Origin of the sequence: Thalassotalea mangrovi, assembly GCF_005116735.1 — a bacterium.
Taxonomy (GTDB): Bacteria; Pseudomonadota; Gammaproteobacteria; order Enterobacterales; family Alteromonadaceae; genus Thalassotalea_A; species Thalassotalea_A mangrovi.
In genome coordinates, this window is record NZ_SWDB01000004.1 from 133,569 (window position 1) to 152,147 (window position 18,579).

The 18,579-nt window shown below is 46.0% G+C and carries 14 protein-coding genes; 8 read left to right on the forward strand and 6 right to left on the reverse strand.

Features of this window, described 5'->3' with window-relative positions; translation table 11 throughout:
• The gene (locus E8M12_RS02375) at window positions 1-1,122 is read left to right on the forward strand and encodes a PilT/PilU family type 4a pilus ATPase (protein ID WP_136734475.1); all 1,122 of its coding nucleotides are present in this window, start codon (window positions 1-3) and stop codon (window positions 1,120-1,122) included.
• 110 nt (window positions 1,123-1,232) lie between these two features.
• Here the strand turns inward: E8M12_RS02375 and metK are convergent, their stop codons facing one another.
• Complete coding sequence (metK, locus tag E8M12_RS02380) at window positions 1,233-2,423, reverse strand: methionine adenosyltransferase (RefSeq protein ID WP_136734476.1); 1,191 nt, start codon at window positions 2,421-2,423, stop codon at window positions 1,233-1,235.
• 714 nt (window positions 2,424-3,137) lie between these two features.
• Between metK and rsmE the strand changes: the two genes are divergently transcribed.
• The 3 genes from rsmE to E8M12_RS02395 all read left to right on the forward strand — a co-directional run bounded on the left by rsmE (window position 3,138) and on the right by E8M12_RS02395 (window position 5,588).
• Complete coding sequence (gene rsmE / locus E8M12_RS02385; RefSeq protein WP_136734477.1) at window positions 3,138-3,890, forward strand: 16S rRNA (uracil(1498)-N(3))-methyltransferase; 753 nt, start codon at window positions 3,138-3,140, stop codon at window positions 3,888-3,890.
• A gap of 114 nt (window positions 3,891-4,004) precedes the next feature.
• Window positions 4,005-4,970 (forward strand): glutathione synthase, encoded by a 966-nt coding sequence (gene gshB, locus E8M12_RS02390; protein ID WP_136734478.1) that lies wholly within the window; start codon window positions 4,005-4,007, stop codon window positions 4,968-4,970.
• Window positions 4,971-5,033: 63 nt separating this feature from the next.
• Window positions 5,034-5,588: a YqgE/AlgH family protein gene (locus E8M12_RS02395; protein WP_136734479.1), complete on the forward strand. Its 555-nt coding sequence runs from the start codon at window positions 5,034-5,036 to the stop codon at window positions 5,586-5,588.
• Window positions 5,589-5,626: 38 nt separating this feature from the next.
• On the opposite strand, the gene E8M12_RS02400 is transcribed toward E8M12_RS02395, so the two are convergent.
• Window positions 5,627-5,881, reverse strand: coding sequence for a PGPGW domain-containing protein (locus tag E8M12_RS02400; RefSeq protein ID WP_136734480.1), 255 nt, complete (start codon window positions 5,879-5,881; stop codon window positions 5,627-5,629).
• A 148-nt stretch (window positions 5,882-6,029) separates the two neighbouring features.
• Window positions 6,030-6,362: a hypothetical protein gene (locus E8M12_RS02405; protein WP_136734481.1), complete on the reverse strand. Its 333-nt coding sequence runs from the start codon at window positions 6,360-6,362 to the stop codon at window positions 6,030-6,032.
• Between the two features lie 280 nt (window positions 6,363-6,642).
• Between E8M12_RS02405 and E8M12_RS02410 the strand changes: the two genes are divergently transcribed.
• Window positions 6,643-7,254, forward strand: coding sequence for a LysE family translocator (locus E8M12_RS02410; protein WP_136734482.1), 612 nt, complete (start codon window positions 6,643-6,645; stop codon window positions 7,252-7,254).
• Between the two features lie 29 nt (window positions 7,255-7,283).
• Window positions 7,284-7,823 (forward strand): manganese efflux pump MntP, encoded by a 540-nt coding sequence (locus tag E8M12_RS02415; RefSeq protein ID WP_136734483.1) that lies wholly within the window; start codon window positions 7,284-7,286, stop codon window positions 7,821-7,823.
• Between the two features lie 82 nt (window positions 7,824-7,905).
• Here E8M12_RS02415 and E8M12_RS02420 read toward each other — a convergent pair whose 3' ends face one another.
• Window positions 7,906-8,826 carry a class I SAM-dependent methyltransferase gene (locus tag E8M12_RS02420; RefSeq protein WP_136734484.1) on the reverse strand — a complete coding sequence of 307 codons (921 nt, stop codon included), beginning with the start codon at window positions 8,824-8,826 and terminating at the stop codon, window positions 7,906-7,908.
• Window positions 8,827-8,854: 28 nt separating this feature from the next.
• Here E8M12_RS02420 and E8M12_RS02425 point away from each other — a divergent pair, with 28 nt between their 5' ends.
• Both E8M12_RS02425 and E8M12_RS02430 read left to right on the forward strand, forming a co-directional pair.
• The gene (locus E8M12_RS02425; RefSeq protein ID WP_136734485.1) at window positions 8,855-9,091 is read left to right on the forward strand and encodes a hypothetical protein; all 237 of its coding nucleotides are present in this window, start codon (window positions 8,855-8,857) and stop codon (window positions 9,089-9,091) included.
• A gap of 210 nt (window positions 9,092-9,301) precedes the next feature.
• Entirely contained in the window at window positions 9,302-11,710 is a 2,409-nt protein-coding gene (locus E8M12_RS02430; protein WP_136734486.1) for a penicillin acylase family protein, read from the forward strand.
• Window positions 11,711-11,970: 260 nt separating this feature from the next.
• Here the strand turns inward: E8M12_RS02430 and E8M12_RS02435 are convergent, their stop codons facing one another.
• Together E8M12_RS02435 and E8M12_RS02440 are read right to left on the reverse strand one after the other, a co-directional pair.
• Window positions 11,971-13,392 (reverse strand): sodium-dependent transporter, encoded by a 1,422-nt coding sequence (locus E8M12_RS02435; protein WP_136734487.1) that lies wholly within the window; start codon window positions 13,390-13,392, stop codon window positions 11,971-11,973.
• 185 nt (window positions 13,393-13,577) lie between these two features.
• A complete protein-coding gene (locus tag E8M12_RS02440) occupies window positions 13,578-18,578 on the reverse strand; it encodes a S8 family serine peptidase (RefSeq protein WP_136734488.1) in 5,001 nt (1,666 codons plus the stop codon).
• Between the last annotated feature and the right edge of the window lies 1 nt (window position 18,579).

Consider the following 18,579-nt stretch of genomic DNA (forward strand, 5'->3'; position numbering starts at 1 on the left):
ATGTACTTTCATCAACTACTGCAAACCATGATTGAGAAGGGCGGCTCGGATTTATTTATTACCGTAAATCTGCCACCAAGTGCAAAAATCAATGGCGAATTAACACCTATCGATGAGCAGGTGCTGACCTATGGGTCCGCGCTTGAGCTGGTCGAAGGCTCAATGAATGAGAAGCAGCTTAAGGAATACGAAGAAACCAAAGAGTGTAACTATGCAATCGCCGTTGATGGTATTGGTCGTTTTCGTATTTCCGCGTTCTGGCAGCGGGAAATGCCGGGTATGGTGATTCGTCGTATCGTCACCCAGATTCCTGATGTCGATGAACTCGGATTACCACAGGTGTTAAAAGATGTGGTGATGTCGAAACGTGGTTTAGTGTTGTTTGTGGGTGGTACCGGTACCGGTAAATCGACCTCAATGGCATCACTGATTGGTTATCGCAACCGTAATGCCCGTGGCCATATCCTCACCATTGAGGATCCGGTGGAATTCGTGCACGAGCATGGTAAATCGATGATCACCCAACGTGAGGTTGGCATGGATACCGAATCCTTTGATGCGGCCCTGAAAAGCTCACTTCGTCAGGCTCCGGATGTGATCCTGATTGGTGAGATCCGATCACAGGAAATCATGGAACATGCGCTCAGTTTTGCGGAAACGGGTCACTTGTGTATCGCTACGCTCCACGCCAATAATGCGAACCAGGCGATTGACCGGATCATGCATCTGGTGCCGGCAGAGCAACATGGTAAGTTGTTATTTGATTTAGCGTTGAACCTGCGTGGCATTATCGCTCAGCAGTTGGTACCGACCCGGGATGGTAATGGTCGTGCTGCTGCCATTGAAATCCTGTTAAATTCACCTTACATCGCCGAATTGATTAAAAAAGGCGAAGTGGGAGACATTAAGGAAGTCATGGCCAAATCGCGGGAACTGGGCATGCAGACCTTCGATCAGGCATTATTTGATTTGTACGAAGGTGGTATGATTAGTTACACCGATGCCTTGCATCATGCCGACTCTCCAAATGACTTGCGTCTGATGATTAAGCTACGATCGAATGAGCAAACCGGAATGGGTGGCTTAAAAGGGGTTACGTTAGACGGCTTGGATAACGATTAAGCACTAACAAAACAACTTGAGCTGGCAGAATATAACGAAACCGCTTACAGCTTATAGCTTATAGCTTTATTAAAAAAGGGCCTTAAGGCCCTTTTTTAATGTCTGGATAACTACTTCAGACCAGCCGCTTTGCGAAGCGCGTCGGCTTTATCGGTCTTTTCCCAGCTAAAGGCGGTGAAGGTATCGTCGCCTACGGTCATTTCATAAGGTTCACGACCGAAGTGACCATATGCCGCAGTTTGCTGGTACATTGGATGCAGCAAATCAAGCATCTTGGTAATGCCGTACGGGCGCAAATCGAAATGCTCGCGAACCAATTCAACCAGTTTCTCTTCACTAATTTTACCAGTACCGAAGGTTTCAATGGCAATTGACGTTGGCTCGGCAACACCGATTGCATACGAGACCTGAATTTCACAGCGATCTGCCAAGCCGGCGGCGACGATGTTTTTAGCCACGTAACGACCGGCATAGGCGGCACTGCGATCCACTTTCGACGGATCTTTACCTGAGAATGCGCCGCCGCCATGACGAGCCATACCGCCATAGGTGTCAACGATAATTTTACGACCGGTAAGACCACAGTCACCAACGGGACCGCCAATGACAAAGCGACCGGTTGGGTTAATGTGATATTTGGTATCTGCGGTTAACAGCTCGGCCGGCAGGGTATGCTTGATTATATTTTCCATCACCGCATCGAATAAATCTTCCTGCTTGATATCTGGATTGTGCTGCGTCGACAATACCACGGTGTCGATAGCCACCGGCTTGCCATCTTCATAGATAAAGGTTACCTGTGACTTTGCATCGGGACGTAACCAAGGCAAAATACCTGATTTACGGGCTTCGGCCTGACGTTCTACCAGACGATGCGAATAGTAAAGCGGAGCCGGCATTAATGTCTCGGTTTCATTGGTTGCATAACCAAACATCAAGCCTTGATCGCCAGCACCCTGATCTTCCGGTTTGGCACGATCAACACCCTGGGCGATTTCAGGAGATTGTTGACCAATCAGGTTCATAATACCGCAGGTTTCACCATCGAAACCTACATCGGACGAGGTGTAACCAATATCGCAGATTACCTGACGGGTAATTTTTTCCAGATCAACCCAGGCTTCTGTGGTTACCTCACCGGAAATGATCGCGACACCAGTTTTAACCATAGTTTCACAAGCAACACGAGCGTGCTTGTCCTGGGCGATAATTGCATCCAGTACGGCATCAGAAATCTGGTCTGCGATTTTATCTGGGTGGCCTTCAGAAACTGATTCTGAAGTAAAGTATTGCTTTGCCATAACGCCTCTGTAATAAGTAATGTCGGTCGTGGTATTAGATTATGACCGCTCAGCTGATGATTAAACATAAGCCAATTTCAATATAGTGCGAATTCTACCCGCTCAAACTGGATAAATCTACTTTTTTACGTCTAGACGTCTAAATAATGGCTTTCTGAAGTCTTTCTTTTACAGGGTGGTAATGTCAGTGGATTTGACACTCCAGCCGATGGCAATTGCCAGCTTCGTCTAACTCTATGTTAAATCGAATTATTTAATTTAGGCACGGTAAATGCAGAACATAGTGAATGCAATATGCTTAGAGTTGTAGTTAACATCAACCCGTGGTGCACGAGTTAACGTGATAACTGTATTGTCTGCGCATAAGGGCAAAATGATTGACGGTCGACCTGGTTGTTTTTTGTCAGGAGCTAACCATGAACAACAAGGAGTAAACCATGCCTTTGAAATATCGTATTTTCATTAAATATCTCCTGCCATTCAGTATCCTGCTGTTATCCATCTATGCACAGGGCACGATTGGCTAATTAGTTTCCTTACTAGATAGATTCGTGCAGCTGTATTGAATCGTGCCCTGGCCACGGCTGTTCGCTTGTATATCACACTTACATTGCCCTGACAGAGTCTTTCCTTTTCATTTCGTTTTTCCGTACAATGCAGTTTCAATCTAAACTCTTTAACCTATAACCTATATCACACCCCGATAACGAATATATGACGCCTAAAACCCGAATTTATCTAGCCGAACCGTTAACGAATGATGCAACCGTTAGTCTCTCTGATGATGCCTTTGGTCATGTGATCAGGGTTTTGCGATTAAAGGAAGGGGATGCCATCACCGTATTTAATGGTGATGGTGACGAGTATTTGGCAACACTGATCAATGTCAGTAAAAAACGTGCTGATATCAAGGTGGTGGAAAAGATTAGGGTTGCTAATGAATCGCCCCTGCATCTGCATTTAGGACAGGTTATTTCACGAGGTGACCGAATGGATTTCACCCTGCAGAAATCGGTTGAGTTAGGGGTAAGCGAAATCACCCCTTTGTTCAGTGAACGTTGTGGGGTAAAGCTTAGTGGTGAGCGCTTACAAAAACGAATTGCCCAGTGGCAGAAAATTGTTGTCGCGGCCTGCGAACAAAGCGGCCGAGCCATTGTTCCTAAGGTAAATGATGCCCGCAACATTGAAGAGTTTCTGCAGCAGGACACAATGGCGCTTAAAATAAACCTGCATCCGAGAGCGGAGCATTCGATTATCGGATTACCGGTCAAAGACTTGGCCCTGGAACATGAAAATCGCGTTCGCTTGTTAATTGGCCCTGAAGGGGGACTAACGGAAGAAGAAATCAGCCAGGCCAGCACTGAGGGGTATCAAGAGGTGCTGCTCGGGCCGCGGGTGTTACGCACCGAAACCGCGGCGCTGACTGCTATTACCGCATTACAATGCCGATTCGGCGATTTACGTTGAACAATTCAACGCAACGCAACGAATACTTAACTTGTTGACACCGCTGCTTTAAAATGGCGGTTCGGCAAAAACGATTCGCTTAACCAACGAACATTAACTTATCAGGAATTTTTCATGACAATTAAACTTGGCGTAGTAATGGATCCGATAGAAACGGTGAAAATAGCCAAAGATTCGAGTATGGCAATGATGCTGGAAGCTCAACGCCGAGGTTATGAGTTACATTATATGGAGATGGGCGATTTATATTTGTTGCAAGGCGAAGCAAGAGCCGTGAGCAAAACGCTAAAGGTCTTTGACGATTCGGAAAAGTGGTATGAATTTACCGGCGAACAGGATATGGCACTTAAGGATCTGGACGCCATCATTATGCGCAAAGATCCGCCGTTTGATACGGAATATATTTATGCCACATACATGCTTGAGCGTGCCGAGGTTGAGGGTACTTTAATTGTCAACAAGCCGCAAAGCCTGCGCGATTGTAACGAAAAGTTATTTACCGCCTGGTTTCCCGAGCTGACGGCGGCTACCCTGGTGACCCGTGACAGCCAGCGTATTCGAGACTTTCATAAGCAGTATCAGGATGTTATCGTCAAGCCCCTGGATGGTATGGGCGGCTCGTCAATTTTTCGCATGAAAGGGGATGAAGCAAACGTCGGTGTCATCATAGAAACTTTAACGGCATATGGCAGTCAATATGCTATGATTCAAGAATACATGCCCGAGATAGTGGATGGCGACAAACGCATTCTTATCGTTAACGGCGAGCCTATGCCGTATTGTCTGGCGCGCATTCCTGCGCAAGGTGAAACCCGGGGAAATTTGGCAGCCGGCGGACGAGGAGAAGCGCGACCTCTGTCAGCCAGTGATCGACTCATTGCTGAGAGCATCGCTCCGGAATTAAAAAAACGTGGCTTGTATTTTGTTGGCCTTGACGTGATTGGCGATAAAGTCACCGAGATCAATGTCACCAGTCCAACGTGTATTCGTGAAATTGAAGCAGCATACCCAATCAACATCAGTGGTAAATTGATGGATGCTATTGAAGAAAACATCAACCAGAAACCATCCGAACAATAACAAGAAACGCAAAAGCCAGTAGTAATAAACTGGCTTCCTGGTCTAACACATAGGAATATTTGCGTGCAAAGTTTAGAACATCAGTTGTTAATCGCGATGCCCACTCTGAATGACCCGTATTTTACTAAAACGGTCACTTACATATGCGAGCACAATGCCAATGGCGCCATGGGCCTGGTGATCAATATACCGGTAAGAATTACCCTGAAAGAATTACTCCGGCAGATTGATTCTGAACATTCATTACAGGATGTCAGCAACCAACGGGTTCTTGCCGGTGGACCTGTATCGCCGGATCGCGGATTTGTCTTGCATAATAGCCAATCCGGATGGCATTCATCGTTATTACTTAAAGATGATATTATGATCACGACGTCGAAGGACATCCTGCAGTCTTTAGGTACCGACAAAGCACCGGATCAGTTTATTGTCGCACTGGGTTATGCGGGCTGGTCTGCCGGCCAGCTGGAAGCAGAATTTCAACAAAATTCCTGGTTAAATACCGATGCCGATAAGCAGATCCTGTTTGAAACGCCGATCGAACTTCGTTGGCAGCGAGCGGCTGAAAAACTCGGTATTGACCTGGGTCATTTGTCCAGTGAAGTGGGCCACGCATAAACGCCGCCATAAAAACCCGTAGTGGCAACGTTACCCGACTAATGACGTTTAAACACTCTTTGAAACTGGCGACGTGTGAACCAGTCATCCATCTTTTGGGCTGCCTGACTGGAATAACGTTGGTATTTTCGCAGCCAGCGTTTGGCGAACGCGTACTCCAGGCTCAGGATGCCAAGCCCTAACGGAATGAACAGAATTGCCGGTCCCGGCAGTAATATGAAAATCAACCCTATTACCAACAGCATCCAGCCGATCAGCATTAACAGCTGGGTCTTAATCTTTGTTGCCAACATGCGTGTTCCTTATCGATAACTAATTATTAGTAAACAAGCAAATATCGAACCGAATTTGTTATGCGTTGATTTTATTGATATTAATTTAGTGTTGAGATAGGGGGTGGTAATCTGATTAGCTTAAAAAGCAACTTTTTGGCCTTTTTCGTTATTCATCGTTTCGATATTGGCGACAGTCTTCGAGAATTTTCTCAAGGGCATCCTGGCGCTGTTGGTATTCAGTTTGCTGGCGTTGATAGCGTTGCTTTTCCATATACATGAGCTGCCGCTCGCTCTCCGATTGGGGCATATTTCTTTGCTGGCTTTGCCGCCGTTGCATTTCTTTGTACTGATTTTCGCTCTGGCGCATATCCAGTTTCAATTGTTTGAGTTCAGTCGCGGCAAGCTGACAGTTTTGATTCGCAAAAACCGATACGCTTAACCCCGTATAAAGCAAACAACAGGTAAAGAGCAGAGACACAGACAAGGATTTGTTAAACATCAGGTTTTCTCCCATTACAGTTAATTCTAAGTGTAGTTTATAGCAATGGCGTCTGAAGATTGATTATTCTTACGACTGTAAAAAAGATAAATTTAATGACAAGCAACGGGCGTAACTTTCGTGTAATAGTGTTACTTAAAATGACACCACCAGGTTTAAATAACGTCACATTTTTAAATGCCTTGTGCTGAAAATTAGAATCAACCAACTTTCTTTCTCCATTGGTATTATCATTCAGCATTGTTATCATAAGTCCTTCACAATTCCTGGAAATAACGAAATGGCGGTTGAACTCTGGTTATCACTAGTCCTGGTCTGCATTCTTGGGGCACTGTCTCCTGGGCCCAGCCTGGCGCTGGTTGTGCGTAATACCATGTTAGGTGGGCAACGTGCAGGTCTTGCAACGGCAATTAGTCATGGATTTGGTGTTGCCCTTTATGCGGCCATCGCGGTAACCGGGATTGGCCTGGTTATTGTTCAGTCGCCAACGCTTTACAGCATTATTCAATATGCCGGTGCAGCCTTTCTCGTTTACTTAGCCGTTAATGCGCTACGCAGCAAGGGAACCAACATCAAGTTAGACTATGCAAATACTGATGGGGAACCTAAGGTCCACGGCTGGCGTGATGGCTTTCTTATCGCGTTTTTAAATCCAAAACTGGCGTTGTTTTTCCTCGCCCTGTTCAGTCAGTTTGTTGATGTAAATGCGACTTTGCAGCAACAATTGATTATGATCGCCACGGTCGGCGGCATAGATACCTTGTGGTACTGCATTGTTGCGTACGGTTTGTCTCGAGGACCGGTACTGAACCGGTTAAAGCAAAACAGTGTGATCGTGGATAAAATAACCGGCATCGTATTAATCGCTCTGGCGATCAGAGTGGTGATATAGGGTGCGGGCAGAATTTACCGGATAAGTTGATGATTGAAGTTATATTTTTAGCCATTGCACTTAGCATGGATGCCTTTGCCGTTTCGATTGGTTTAGGGTCAAAACCTGTGTCATCGAAATTTCGGTTGGCGATGATTGCCGCCATTATGTTTGGCCTGTTCCAGGGGCTTATGCCCCTACTTGGCTATCTGGGTGGTAAAGGTATGCTGGGCTGGATTGACGGCTTTGCTCCCTGGCTTGCGTTTGCTCTATTAGCACTGGTTGGCGCAAAGATGATCTATGAGGGTTTCGCTGAGGGAATTGAAGAAGATATTGCTCAAATCACTTTCAAAGTCATGTTGATTCTGTCATTGGCAACCAGTATCGATGCAATGGCAGCCGGTTTTAGCCTTACCTTGCTTGCCGTTCAGCCTTTGTTGGCGTGCCTCGTTATCGCGGCAGTCACCGCGGTTTTCAGTGCATTAGGTGTCTATATTGGTCATCGCAGCGGTACCTGGTTAGAGGGTAAAGCCGAGGTTTTCGGTGGCCTGATTTTGATCGCTATTGCACTAAAGATGGTTGTTGGTTAAAAGCGAGAAACGAGAAACGTGAGCCAGGATTCGATTCAGGCCTACACTGACCGCTGAAACCTGAAACCGGCAAAATGAGTGTTTATTCCGATTTTCGATAACGATAAATCAACACTTTCAGGCCTTTACCAGCAACGGCATCGATAAAGACGTCTGGCGGTGAAAGCTCTTCAATAAACTCACATTCGGGGCATTCCTGGGCTACCGTATCTTTTAAAAATTTTTGGTCTAAATCCGGTGAATTCAGGCACAACATGAGTAAACCATGATCAGCTATGAGTTGTGGTACGCGGCGAATGATTTTCCCATAGTCACGCTGGATATTAACGCTGCCTTTTTGAAACGAAGGCGGGTCGCAAATTAGTAAATCATAAGGACCATATTTTCTGAGGCGCGCATAGGATTTAAAAATATCCACACCCTCAAACTTTACCCTCTCTAACGGATGACCATTAAGTCGGTGATTATCCCGGCCCCGTGCCAGGGGGGCTTTGGCAATATCAATATTGACCACCTGACGGGCACCGCCGGCGATAGCTGCTACGGAAAATGCACAGGTATACGCAAAAAGGTTAAGGACATTTTTGTCGTTTGCGTTTGCCCTTACCCAGTTACGGCCATTGCGCATATCAAAAAACAAACCATGATTTTGCGATTTACCCAGCGTTAGTCCGTATTTGAGCCCTGTTTCGATGGCATCTAATGCATCGATTTGCTTGCCACGTAGCAGCCGATACGGTGCTTGCGATAGAAACCTTTCCTGCAACTGCACTGAACAACAACCATCAATGTTGCTTTGCAGGTAATCCGCTAACCTGTTTAGCGCCTCGTCATTTTCTTCCCTGAATAACGAAATCACGGCAACCGGCGGAATCCAGTCGATACAAATATGCTCAAATCCCGGGTATTGATGCCCACGGCCGTGAAACAGACGCTGTGCATCTGTCGCGGGAATATCGTCGTTGTGGCCTGGCAGGCGGATCAAAGGAATGAGTTCTTGCATGATTACGGTGTTAATCAGGTAACAGGGATTGGGCGCTAGTGTAGCGAAAAAGCAACGTCAGTGCCAACAGCGCCAGTTACGCATTATGGTCATGGATGACCGGTATGCCGAAAATGCACGGATGCGTATTTTAGGTGGAAGCGTAAGAGGAAGGTTATGGTCATGGATGACCGGTATGCCGAAAATGCATGGACGCGTATTTTCGGTGGGAAGTGGAGTGCGGGCTCCCACATCGAGTCATTCCCTGCTACGACAGGGAATCTAAGTGAGTATTTCATTTTCTTCTATGAACACGAAGAACAGATAAGCAACGTTTGCTGCAATTAAACGAAAATTAGTTGTATTTTCTGCACAATCAGGGCTGTTTTTCGTATTCATGTTTGCGGTAAACTCATTATTAATGTTAGGTAAAAGCAGCCAAGAAACAGCCTATTTCCCTGATGCCAAACAACAATAAAAATCTAAGGATGACTTAATGACTAATCTGTTAGTTAAATCCACAAAAATTTTACTCATCGTGCTGATAATGATGGTGATCGCCATCTATTGGTATCTAAGCCAAAGCTTGCCAAAACTTGACGGTAAGGTGGTTGGTCAGATTGACCAGGAGGTGATAGTAACCCGGGATCAACAGGGAATTGCGCAAATCTCGGGAACCAACCGGCAGGATGTGAGTTTCGCGTTAGGTTATGTGCATGGACAAGAGCGTTTTTTCCAGATGGACCTGTTACGCAGAAATTCTGCCGGGGAGCTAGCAGAGCTGTTCGGTGAATTAGCGTTTAATCATGACAAGAAAGTCCGGGTTCACCAGTTTAGAAAACGTGTGACTGAATTTGTAACGTTACTAACCGATGAGCAACAGTCCATATTGCAATATTACACCGCAGGCGTTAATCAAGGTTTAAATGAACTGGGTGCTAAGCCTTTTGAATATGCGTTATTGCGTGCTGAGCCCAAACCCTGGTTACCAGAGGACAGTTTATTGGTGTTGTACTCAATGTACATGGACCTGCAATATGAGTATGGTGACAGAGAATTATTGTTAGGGGCGATGTCCGATTTATTATCCAAAGACGCATTTCAGTTTTTAACACCTGAGGGCTCAAACTGGGATGCCGCGGTAGATGGCACTCAGTTACCCAAAGGCGAAATCCCTAAGGACAAAGTCTTTGCCGATATTGCTTATCAACCGACAAACCGCCAAGGCAATCGATTTGACTTATTTCCCGACAATCAGGAAGGCCTTAAAGGCAGCAATAACTGGGCTGTGTCCGGAAAGGTTTCTAAAACTGGTAGCGCTATCGTTGCCGATGATATGCATTTAGGTATCGGGGTACCCAATATCTGGTATCGAACCAGCTTGCGCTACGCCTCTGATAATACGCCATTATTGATTGATGGCGTTTCTTTACCAGGCACGCCAGCAATTGTTGTTGGCAGTAATCATAATATAGCCTGGGGGTTTACCAATAGTTACGGTGACTGGAACGATCTGATCAAATTAGTGTTGTCAGAAGATGGCGCCCAATATTTAACCCCACAAGGTTACAAAGCATTCAGTGTTGAACAGGAAACTGTCGCAATAAAAGGCCAGGAATCAAGGTCGGTAGACATCCAATTAACCCAGTGGGGCCCAGTCATTGGTGAAGACCATCAGGGGAATTTAATCGCCATGCGTTGGGTGGCTCACGACGCACAGGGCATTAACTTTAACTTACTCGGATTAGAGTACGCGCAAAATGTCGAACAGGCCATCGACGTTGCTCACAGTGCAGGCATTCCTGCGCAAAATCTAATGGTTGGTGATAAAGATGGCAATATTGCTTGGACGATTGCCGGTGCAATTCCAAGAAAATTTGGCTTAGATAGCACCGGCAGCCAGGGCTGGGCTGTGCCCCAGGACTGGAGTGCGGGTGATATTGGCTGGACTGGCTACCTGACGTCCGATGAATACCCTGTCGTATTAAACCCAGAGAAGAATCGATTATGGACGGGAAACAGCCGGGTCGTTGGTAATGAGATGTATCAGACTTTGGGTAACGGTGGCTACGCACTTGGTGCTCGCAGCCAGCAAATTCGCGATGGTTTAAATGCAATAGAGCAGTTTAGCGAGCAAGACTTATTAGACATTCAAAACGACGATAGAGCGGTCTTTTTAACACCATGGCATAACTATTTATCGAACCAAGTCTTTACCGATTCCTTTGTAAAACAACATGATTATACTGAGTTGGTTGAATTTCTGGACAATTGGCAGGCCCGGGCGGCGATAGACTCTGTTGGGTATTTATTTGTGCGTCAGTTCAGATTAAACCTCAGGGATGAGCTGTTTGCGCCATTAACCGCAATGATGCAATCCGTTAGTAAGGAAAACACATTAGCATTATCGTTCCGGCCAATTCGCAGTCAGGTTGAAGTTCCGATGTGGCAGCTTTTAACGGAGCAGCCACAACACTTATTACCGGACGGGTATTCGAGCTGGACCGAATTTAGCCAGGCGGTTGCAACCTCTACCTATCAGCAACTGGTTGCACAATATGGCTCTATTGATAAGGCAACCTGGGGGGCTCACAATATTACCAAAATTCAACACCCCCTCTCAAAAGCGATACCTGCTTTGGGTTGGTTATTGGATATGCCACAACAGCCGGTTCGTGGTGACACCTTTATGCCGAGAGTACAAGGGGTAGCGTTTGGCTCATCACAACGTATGGTCGTATCCCCAGGGCATGAAAAACAGGCTATCTTTCATATGCCTTCATCCCAGTCCGGGCATCCACTGTCACCATTTTATGGTAAAGGTCATGATGATTGGGTCAAAGGCGTTGCTTCACCGCTTCTGCCAGGTGCGAGCATATATACCCTGGAATTTTTACCTCAATAAGTTAATTCAAAAGCTTAATGTGGCAAATAGCTTTGCCGAAACGCCCAAAGTTTGAATTAAAAAGCCTTCCTAGAGGAAGGCTTTATTGTTAGTGAACAGTTTTATACTTGCAGATGAGGCGTTATATTTACTGCCATTGAAAGGATTTTTTTATAATCAAGGGGGCAGAATTATTGATTTTCAGTATCTATGTCCCTTTGAATTTTGGAGACAAAAAAAGGGACACCAGGTCCCGTTTTTTCGTTTGATAGATAGGTTGGTTAGCCAATCAAATCGACACCGAAGAATATCTTGGCAACCGTGTTGATAAAGATAATCGCCAGGATAAGTGGAATAAAGGTTCCCAATGAGAAGTCTACATACTTGGCCATTAATGACTGTCCAAAGCCCGGGTTGCCTTCACTCAGTTCAGCATTAAGGTTATGCTTTTTCCAGCGATAGCTGACGAACAAACAGATTAGTAAACCATTTAACGGCAAAATCGTGTCATAGAAAATATCGTAAATCACATCGAATAAGGATTTTGATTTACCGCCATAGCTGGTCAGGCTGGTAAGGAAATCCACCATACCGAACGATAAAGTTGCTAGTGCCGCCAGAATACCACCGAAAATAAATATGTTTCTTAACGCCGTTTTACGAGGCTGTTTGCGCTCATCAATCAGATAAGAAACCGGTACTTCAATGATGGAGACCAAAGACGTTAAAGCGGCGAAAAATACCAACAGGAAGAAAATCGAAGCAATCAAACTGGCAACGAAATAGCCTACCGTTGCTTGTAATGCCAGGAAGATTTTCGGTAAAAATACGAAGATCATCGACACCGAACTATCGCTCAGTTTATCGGTATTAACATCTGGGTTGAATGAAAAAATAGCGGGTAGCACCATCAATCCGGCAATAAAGGCCACAGATGTATCGGTGATAGCAACGAGCTTTGCAGAACCAGCGATATCGGTTTTTTTCGAAATGTAGGAACCATAGGTCACTAAAATTCCCATCCCCAGGCTCAATGAGAAGAAGGCCTGTGACATGGCGCCGTTAATTACCTGCGGGGTGATCTTGGAGAAATCTGGAATCAGATAAAATTCTAATCCTGCCATCGCGTTGTCGAGCGTTAATACGAAAATAACCAGGCATACCAACATGATAAATAAGGCTGGCATCATGATCTTCGCCGCTTTTTCGATACCGTCTTTAACTCCGAGGGAAAGAATCGAGCCAACCAGGCCACCAACGGCTATCATCGACAGGAACAGATATGGGCTGTTAATGATATTGCCAAAACCATCGGCACTGGCCAGGTAATCGAGATTACCGGTGACCGACATAATCAGGTATATGAAAATCCAAATGGTCAGTACCGTATAGAATACGGCGATCATAAACGGGGTGATAATGCCGAGAAGGCCGGCGAAATGCCAGGGGCCGGATTTACCGCCCAAAGCATGGTAAGCCCCAACCGGGTTCTTTGCGGTTTTACGTCCTACCGACATCTCTGCCAACATTACCGGCAGACAAATCATGAATACGAAAATAGCGTACATTACCAGGAATGCACCACCACCATTTTTTGCCGCATTGACCGGGAAGCCAACGATATTGCCGATTCCCACAGCGGAACCTGCGGCAGCCAAAATAAAGCCTAGTTTTGAACTGAAATGTTCACGAGAAGCGCTCATAAAAGATCCAGATTTTAATTGTTATAATTTTTGCTAATGCCCGATGCTAGCAAGGTTTGAGCTGGTTGTCATGACTAGAATTAACAAAATTTCTGCAAACATTTGAACGGAAAATAAAAAAGCCAGTGACAAGTCACTGGCTTTTTCTTAAGGCAATGAGCCTTAGTTTTCAGAACCGCTTAAGCTTAACCGCGGCGACGAACCATCGCACCGGCAAGGATCAGCAGTAACCAATACATAGCACCACCTGATTTCTTCTTCTCTTGTCCCGGAGGCTGTGGATACTCACAGCTGCCGTCATCTTCGTTAGCATTGCTGTCGAAGTTTGTAGCATTGCTGTCGGTACAGCCTTTCTCTATGCCATCGGAAATTACCGTTAGCATAAATGAGGTTGAAGCAAAGTCACCGGCATGTTCGATGTCGCGAACAGTAACGGTAACCATGGTTTCACCATGAGTATCGGCATCTGGGATAAGGTTAAACGTATCACCATCGATTTCTGCACTGATGTTTTCACCCGTGACTTCGATAGTGTTCGGCACTTTGTTGCCATCCACGTAGAAGACTTCGATACCGTCAATCCGACCATTCTCATCAACCGTCATGTCAGCAAATTCTGCGATTTTCAGGTTGCTGGAAACAGACACGTCATGACTTAAAGCTACGCTGTCCTGACCTTCAAGGTCATAGTCAAAGTTAATCGTTAAGTCTTTGCCTGTCGCTTCTGGTTGTACCGCGACTTTGAATGACAATTCGATCTCGCTTTGCTCTGGGCCAACGTAATCAAAACACACGACCAGGTCATCTTGCAGTACTTCGTCCAGGTTATCAAAACCTAACACTTCCCAAAGATAATCATTTTTAGGACCAGCGTTAGCAGAGAATGTTGAATCGAAGCCTTCAATCATGACAACACCTTTGGCAAGATCTGCGCCCAGGTTATCGTATGCATAGATGATTTCATGCATGCCAGGATGATCGTCAAAACCGCTGCGCAGAATCATTTCAAAGTCAAATTCATCACCGGTGTATTTATCGGTCACGTTATCAAACTCAAGGAATAGTAAATCACCCAGGTCTGGACGCTCGGCCGCATACTGCGACGCAATGGTTAAACCACGAGGGTTGTCCGGGTTACGCAGGTAATCCATGGTAAAGCTACCGCGCCAGAAAGGTGCCAGTGACTCATACAGGAAACCAGGACCACGATGCAGGCTCATCATCCAGTAAGATTGATTGAACTGCATAGCACCGACAGCGTGCATACGCATAAAGCCGCCATTTTCCTGGTTGTAAACTTTAAAGCTTGCATCCTGGTTCCAGAATAACCAGTCAATCGGTGCATCGACGTAACTTCTGTGATCGCCGACCATCCACTCAGCGTTTGGCTGCATGCGGAATTCACCATGAAGGTCGATATAACCACCGTCTGAATACTCATCAATCAGAGGTGTGTGACACATCTCATCGGTGAGGTTAGTGGTCATAACATAGTCACGCATGACATTGCGAGTAGATAATTGTGTACCAGCTAGCGTCAAGCCATTTTCATCCGCCTGGATAGCCGCTTTTATTTGCGGGTTATTCGCTTTGACGGTTGCCGGCGCTAAGCGCATGCCTTCAGGTAAAGTAATAGCGAAGTTATAGTCGCGATCGTCAGACTCCAGGTTTGGCTTAACCTTCATGGTAACGTCAAGAACGTCCATGGATTTTGCTCGGTCCTGGCTGACTTCCCAGCTTACCGCATCCCCACTGTGAGTTAAATTCAGAGCAGTAAAGCCGATAGTGCCTTCTGCGCCTTCGGTATTACCTAAGTCAAAACCACCATAGTACTTATCACCTTTCTTCGCACCCGGGATATCCCAACCGATAGTCAGCGGGTAATCACCATTACCGTCGTGTGACGCTGGCGCAGATACCGTAAGCTGACCAGTGTCTGAATTGTCACCAATTAAGGCAACACCAGTGTCAACGGTTACTGGTTCCCCTGTCTGCCCAATAGCCATAGTCGCTATCCAGTATGTACCTGGCATCGGGTCAATCAGATTACAGTAATTGTTTTCTGCTTGTGAGCTCGATAAACAAACAATTTCATCGCGGTACTCATCACGCATTTGAATACCTTCGGCTGCCTGTTCTTCGGTCGGAATAAAACTGCCATTAGCATTTTTATCTATCCCTACGGCAATAAATGGATTAAAGCTCGCGTATCTTGGATTATCCTCCATAAATTGATTGCTATAATCGTGAGATTGCACTTCAACCATTAAGCGCTTGGTGCCTTCCGGTACTTCAATCGCTCTGATGTCCCAGCCTTTCTCAATATTGTTATTCGACAAGAATGGACTTACCGTGGTTAACTCTGCACCATGGATTTCTGGCTTAACCAGGCCATAGTATCTTGGCGTTAACTGGGAGTAATTATCGGTATTTACGATAATGGTGTCGGAACCTTGCTCACGGGTAATGTCAATATCGTGAGATACTGGTAATTGTGCAGCAACGTTGGCAGCGACAATTGGCATATGAACATCAGGTGCATTGCCGTTATCTTCGCTTAATACCACCTTGCCGTTAAAGAAAGCAAAATTGTTTAGCTCTACTTCCCATGGCGCACCTGGCTCACTCGGGTCGACTTTTTGCTCAATAATGCTAGGCAGCGATGCCTTAATGATAATGCTCTGGGTTTCACCGGCTTTTAATGTAAAGTTGGCAGGAGAAACGCTAATTTCTACGCCCTCTTCCTGGCCGATGCCGGTAACCGTCCAGCTACCATCTTTGGTGGCTTTCACAGTACGCATCCAGGTACAGGTACCTTCACACTCCATCTCAACCATGGAAGGAATATTCAACCAGTTATCAAAACCACCATTACGTGGATTTGCATTGACATAGTTTTCAATGGTTTCATCCATGACAAGGCCAGTGTTATTGGCACGGTCTACATTAATAGAACCGGCACCGGCCATGAAGTTGTAATAAGGCTCAAGAAGTTGATAACCATTGTTTAACCACACATCGCCCGCTGTCAGCATTAACGCTGATTGAATTTCCGCCGGTGTCCAGTCTGGATGCAACTGGCTTAATAATGTCATCGCACCAGTTACGTGTGGTGTTGCCATTGAGGTACCACTCATAAAGGTCCAGTCGGACGCGCGTGGATACATGGTAAATGGCTGGTCATCAGCGTTTGCGGCGTAAATATCAACGCCAGGCGCAACAAGATCCGGAACCAGGGTGTTATTGGTTTGGCTTGGTCCCATGGAACTGAATCGTGCCAGGTTATTGGCCAGGTTTTCATCCATGTAGTAATTGTTAGTTGCTACATTAATCGTTGCCCGAGCGGTGCCTGCTGTAGAGTTTTTGATCCAGTTCTCAAGTTTAAATTTGTTGTTGGAGGCAACATTAATGCCTGGAATAACAAAATTGTCTGCTACGGTTGCCTGACCGTATTGGGTATTAACCAGTACAATACCGCCGGCGCCGCCGGCAGCAACGTTTTTAGCTTTATCAACACGTGGGATATCGCCACGTTCACAGACAACAATTTGATCTGCGGTAAACGTGTCTGCCGGGAATGGCACGTTACACGAATACGGCGAGTATGCATCGTTTTCATCAGGGTCAGCAAAGCTCGATGCTAATACAAATTCACCAGAAATTTCTTCAGTAAAACCTTTACCTTCAATAGGGGAACTCGGAATGCGCCATGATGGTGCATCGCCTTCAAAGCCTGAAATTGACGTTTTACCTGCATCGATCACTCGATCATGGGTAGTAGCACCAACCGTAGTTACCCAAGGTGAGGTGTGATCGGCAGACCAATAGTATGGACCTGAGTTTCCAGCGGCGGCAGCGACATTGATGCCAGCTTCACGGGCCGATAGAAATGCCAGTTCCATCGGATCTTCCCAAGGGAAGGATTCACCACCACCGATTGAAAAGTTAATAGCATCGACACCATCGGCGATAGCGTCTTCAAACGCCGACAAGATTGCGGATTCCGGACACCCTGCGTATGGATCGCCGGAGCCACCTGGCCAACAGACCTGATAAGAAATAATGTGAGCTCTCGGTGCTACACCAGAAGTCTTTGGAAAGTTAAATGGTAAATCGACACCATCACTGGTTTCTGTACCATCAACTGTCTGTAGTGGGACATTTTCTACCCAGTTACCGGCGGTGGTACTAGCCGTGTGAGAACCGTGACCATTGTAATCTTCGCCGTTCGCCGGGCGAATCATATTTGATTGCCATGAATACTGTTGGAATTCCGGTGCCGAATAAACATCGGTGATTTCCGAATAAGAGCGAACACCGATTAATTTATCATTACACAGGGTTGCATCAGCAACACAGTCACCAACAAAAACGCCAGGGCCGAACGGATTTGAATTGGTGTACTCTTCATCACTGGCAAACGCTACATGGTCAGTATTGATACCGGTATCGATGATACCCACTACCATGCCTTCACCCTTGGCACCAATGCCATTAGGCGCTGATGCGTCGGTCCAGGCGGCTTCGGCACCAATAAATTCCGGACCGCGATCGGTACGAAGTTCAAAAATACGGTTTGGGGTGATGCGTTTAACACCTGGTTGTTGAGCCATTAATAACGCATCTTGCTGGGTCATTTCCACCAACATGGCGTTATTAGCAAGTGTGAAACGCTTTTCTACTTTGACATTTGCACCTTTACTGCGTACCTGGCTGACAAATTGCTTTTGTTGTGAAACCAGGTAGTTTTTGTAATCGATTGCAGCGGAAGATTTAACGTTTACACGTCCGCGAGCCATCACCGACCTGTTTTTTGGTGCGGCTGTCGCCGCCAGTCCTGAAATGGAACCATCGTAGGTTGCCAGTGGCTCATCGTCGAGTTGCACAATGTACTGGCGCTTACCTGTTACACCTTCTTCGGCCTGAAAAATCTGTTCAGGGCTGCGTGGGTTAATGATTTTATTGGCAACACCCGGTTGGCCAATAAACACATCACCACTTAAGAAGTGCTGACGTTCTTTTTGTACCTGAGCGATATCTTCAGCGGTAAAGGTAGGCTCGTAGAAGCTTGTTCCTTCAACTTTTTTAACTCCTGGTTCTGCCACTGCGACGCCTGAAGCACCGACATACATAGCAGTCAGAGTTGCTATTAAACTTTGTTTAAATAGCGGGTTTTTATTATTCATT

Bases quoted from the DNA above. Each gene is read 5' to 3' on its own strand.
- E8M12_RS02375 (WP_136734475.1), top strand. From the start codon at position 1: ATGTACTTTCATCAACTACTGCAAACCATGATTGAGAAGGGCGGCTCG.
- metK (WP_136734476.1), bottom strand. From the start codon at position 2,423: ATGGCAAAGCAATACTTTACTTCAGAATCAGTTTCTGAAGGCCACCCA.
- rsmE (WP_136734477.1), top strand. From the start codon at position 3,138: ATGACGCCTAAAACCCGAATTTATCTAGCCGAACCGTTAACGAATGAT.
- gshB (WP_136734478.1), top strand. From the start codon at position 4,005: ATGACAATTAAACTTGGCGTAGTAATGGATCCGATAGAAACGGTGAAA.
- E8M12_RS02400 (WP_136734480.1), bottom strand. From the start codon at position 5,881: ATGTTGGCAACAAAGATTAAGACCCAGCTGTTAATGCTGATCGGCTGG.
- E8M12_RS02405 (WP_136734481.1), bottom strand. From the start codon at position 6,362: ATGTTTAACAAATCCTTGTCTGTGTCTCTGCTCTTTACCTGTTGTTTG.
- E8M12_RS02410 (WP_136734482.1), top strand. From the start codon at position 6,643: ATGGCGGTTGAACTCTGGTTATCACTAGTCCTGGTCTGCATTCTTGGG.
- E8M12_RS02415 (WP_136734483.1), top strand. From the start codon at position 7,284: ATGATTGAAGTTATATTTTTAGCCATTGCACTTAGCATGGATGCCTTT.
- E8M12_RS02420 (WP_136734484.1), bottom strand. From the start codon at position 8,826: ATGCAAGAACTCATTCCTTTGATCCGCCTGCCAGGCCACAACGACGAT.
- E8M12_RS02430 (WP_136734486.1), top strand. From the start codon at position 9,302: ATGACTAATCTGTTAGTTAAATCCACAAAAATTTTACTCATCGTGCTG.
- E8M12_RS02435 (WP_136734487.1), bottom strand. From the start codon at position 13,392: ATGAGCGCTTCTCGTGAACATTTCAGTTCAAAACTAGGCTTTATTTTG.
- E8M12_RS02440 (WP_136734488.1), bottom strand. From the start codon at position 18,578: ATGAATAATAAAAACCCGCTATTTAAACAAAGTTTAATAGCAACTCTG.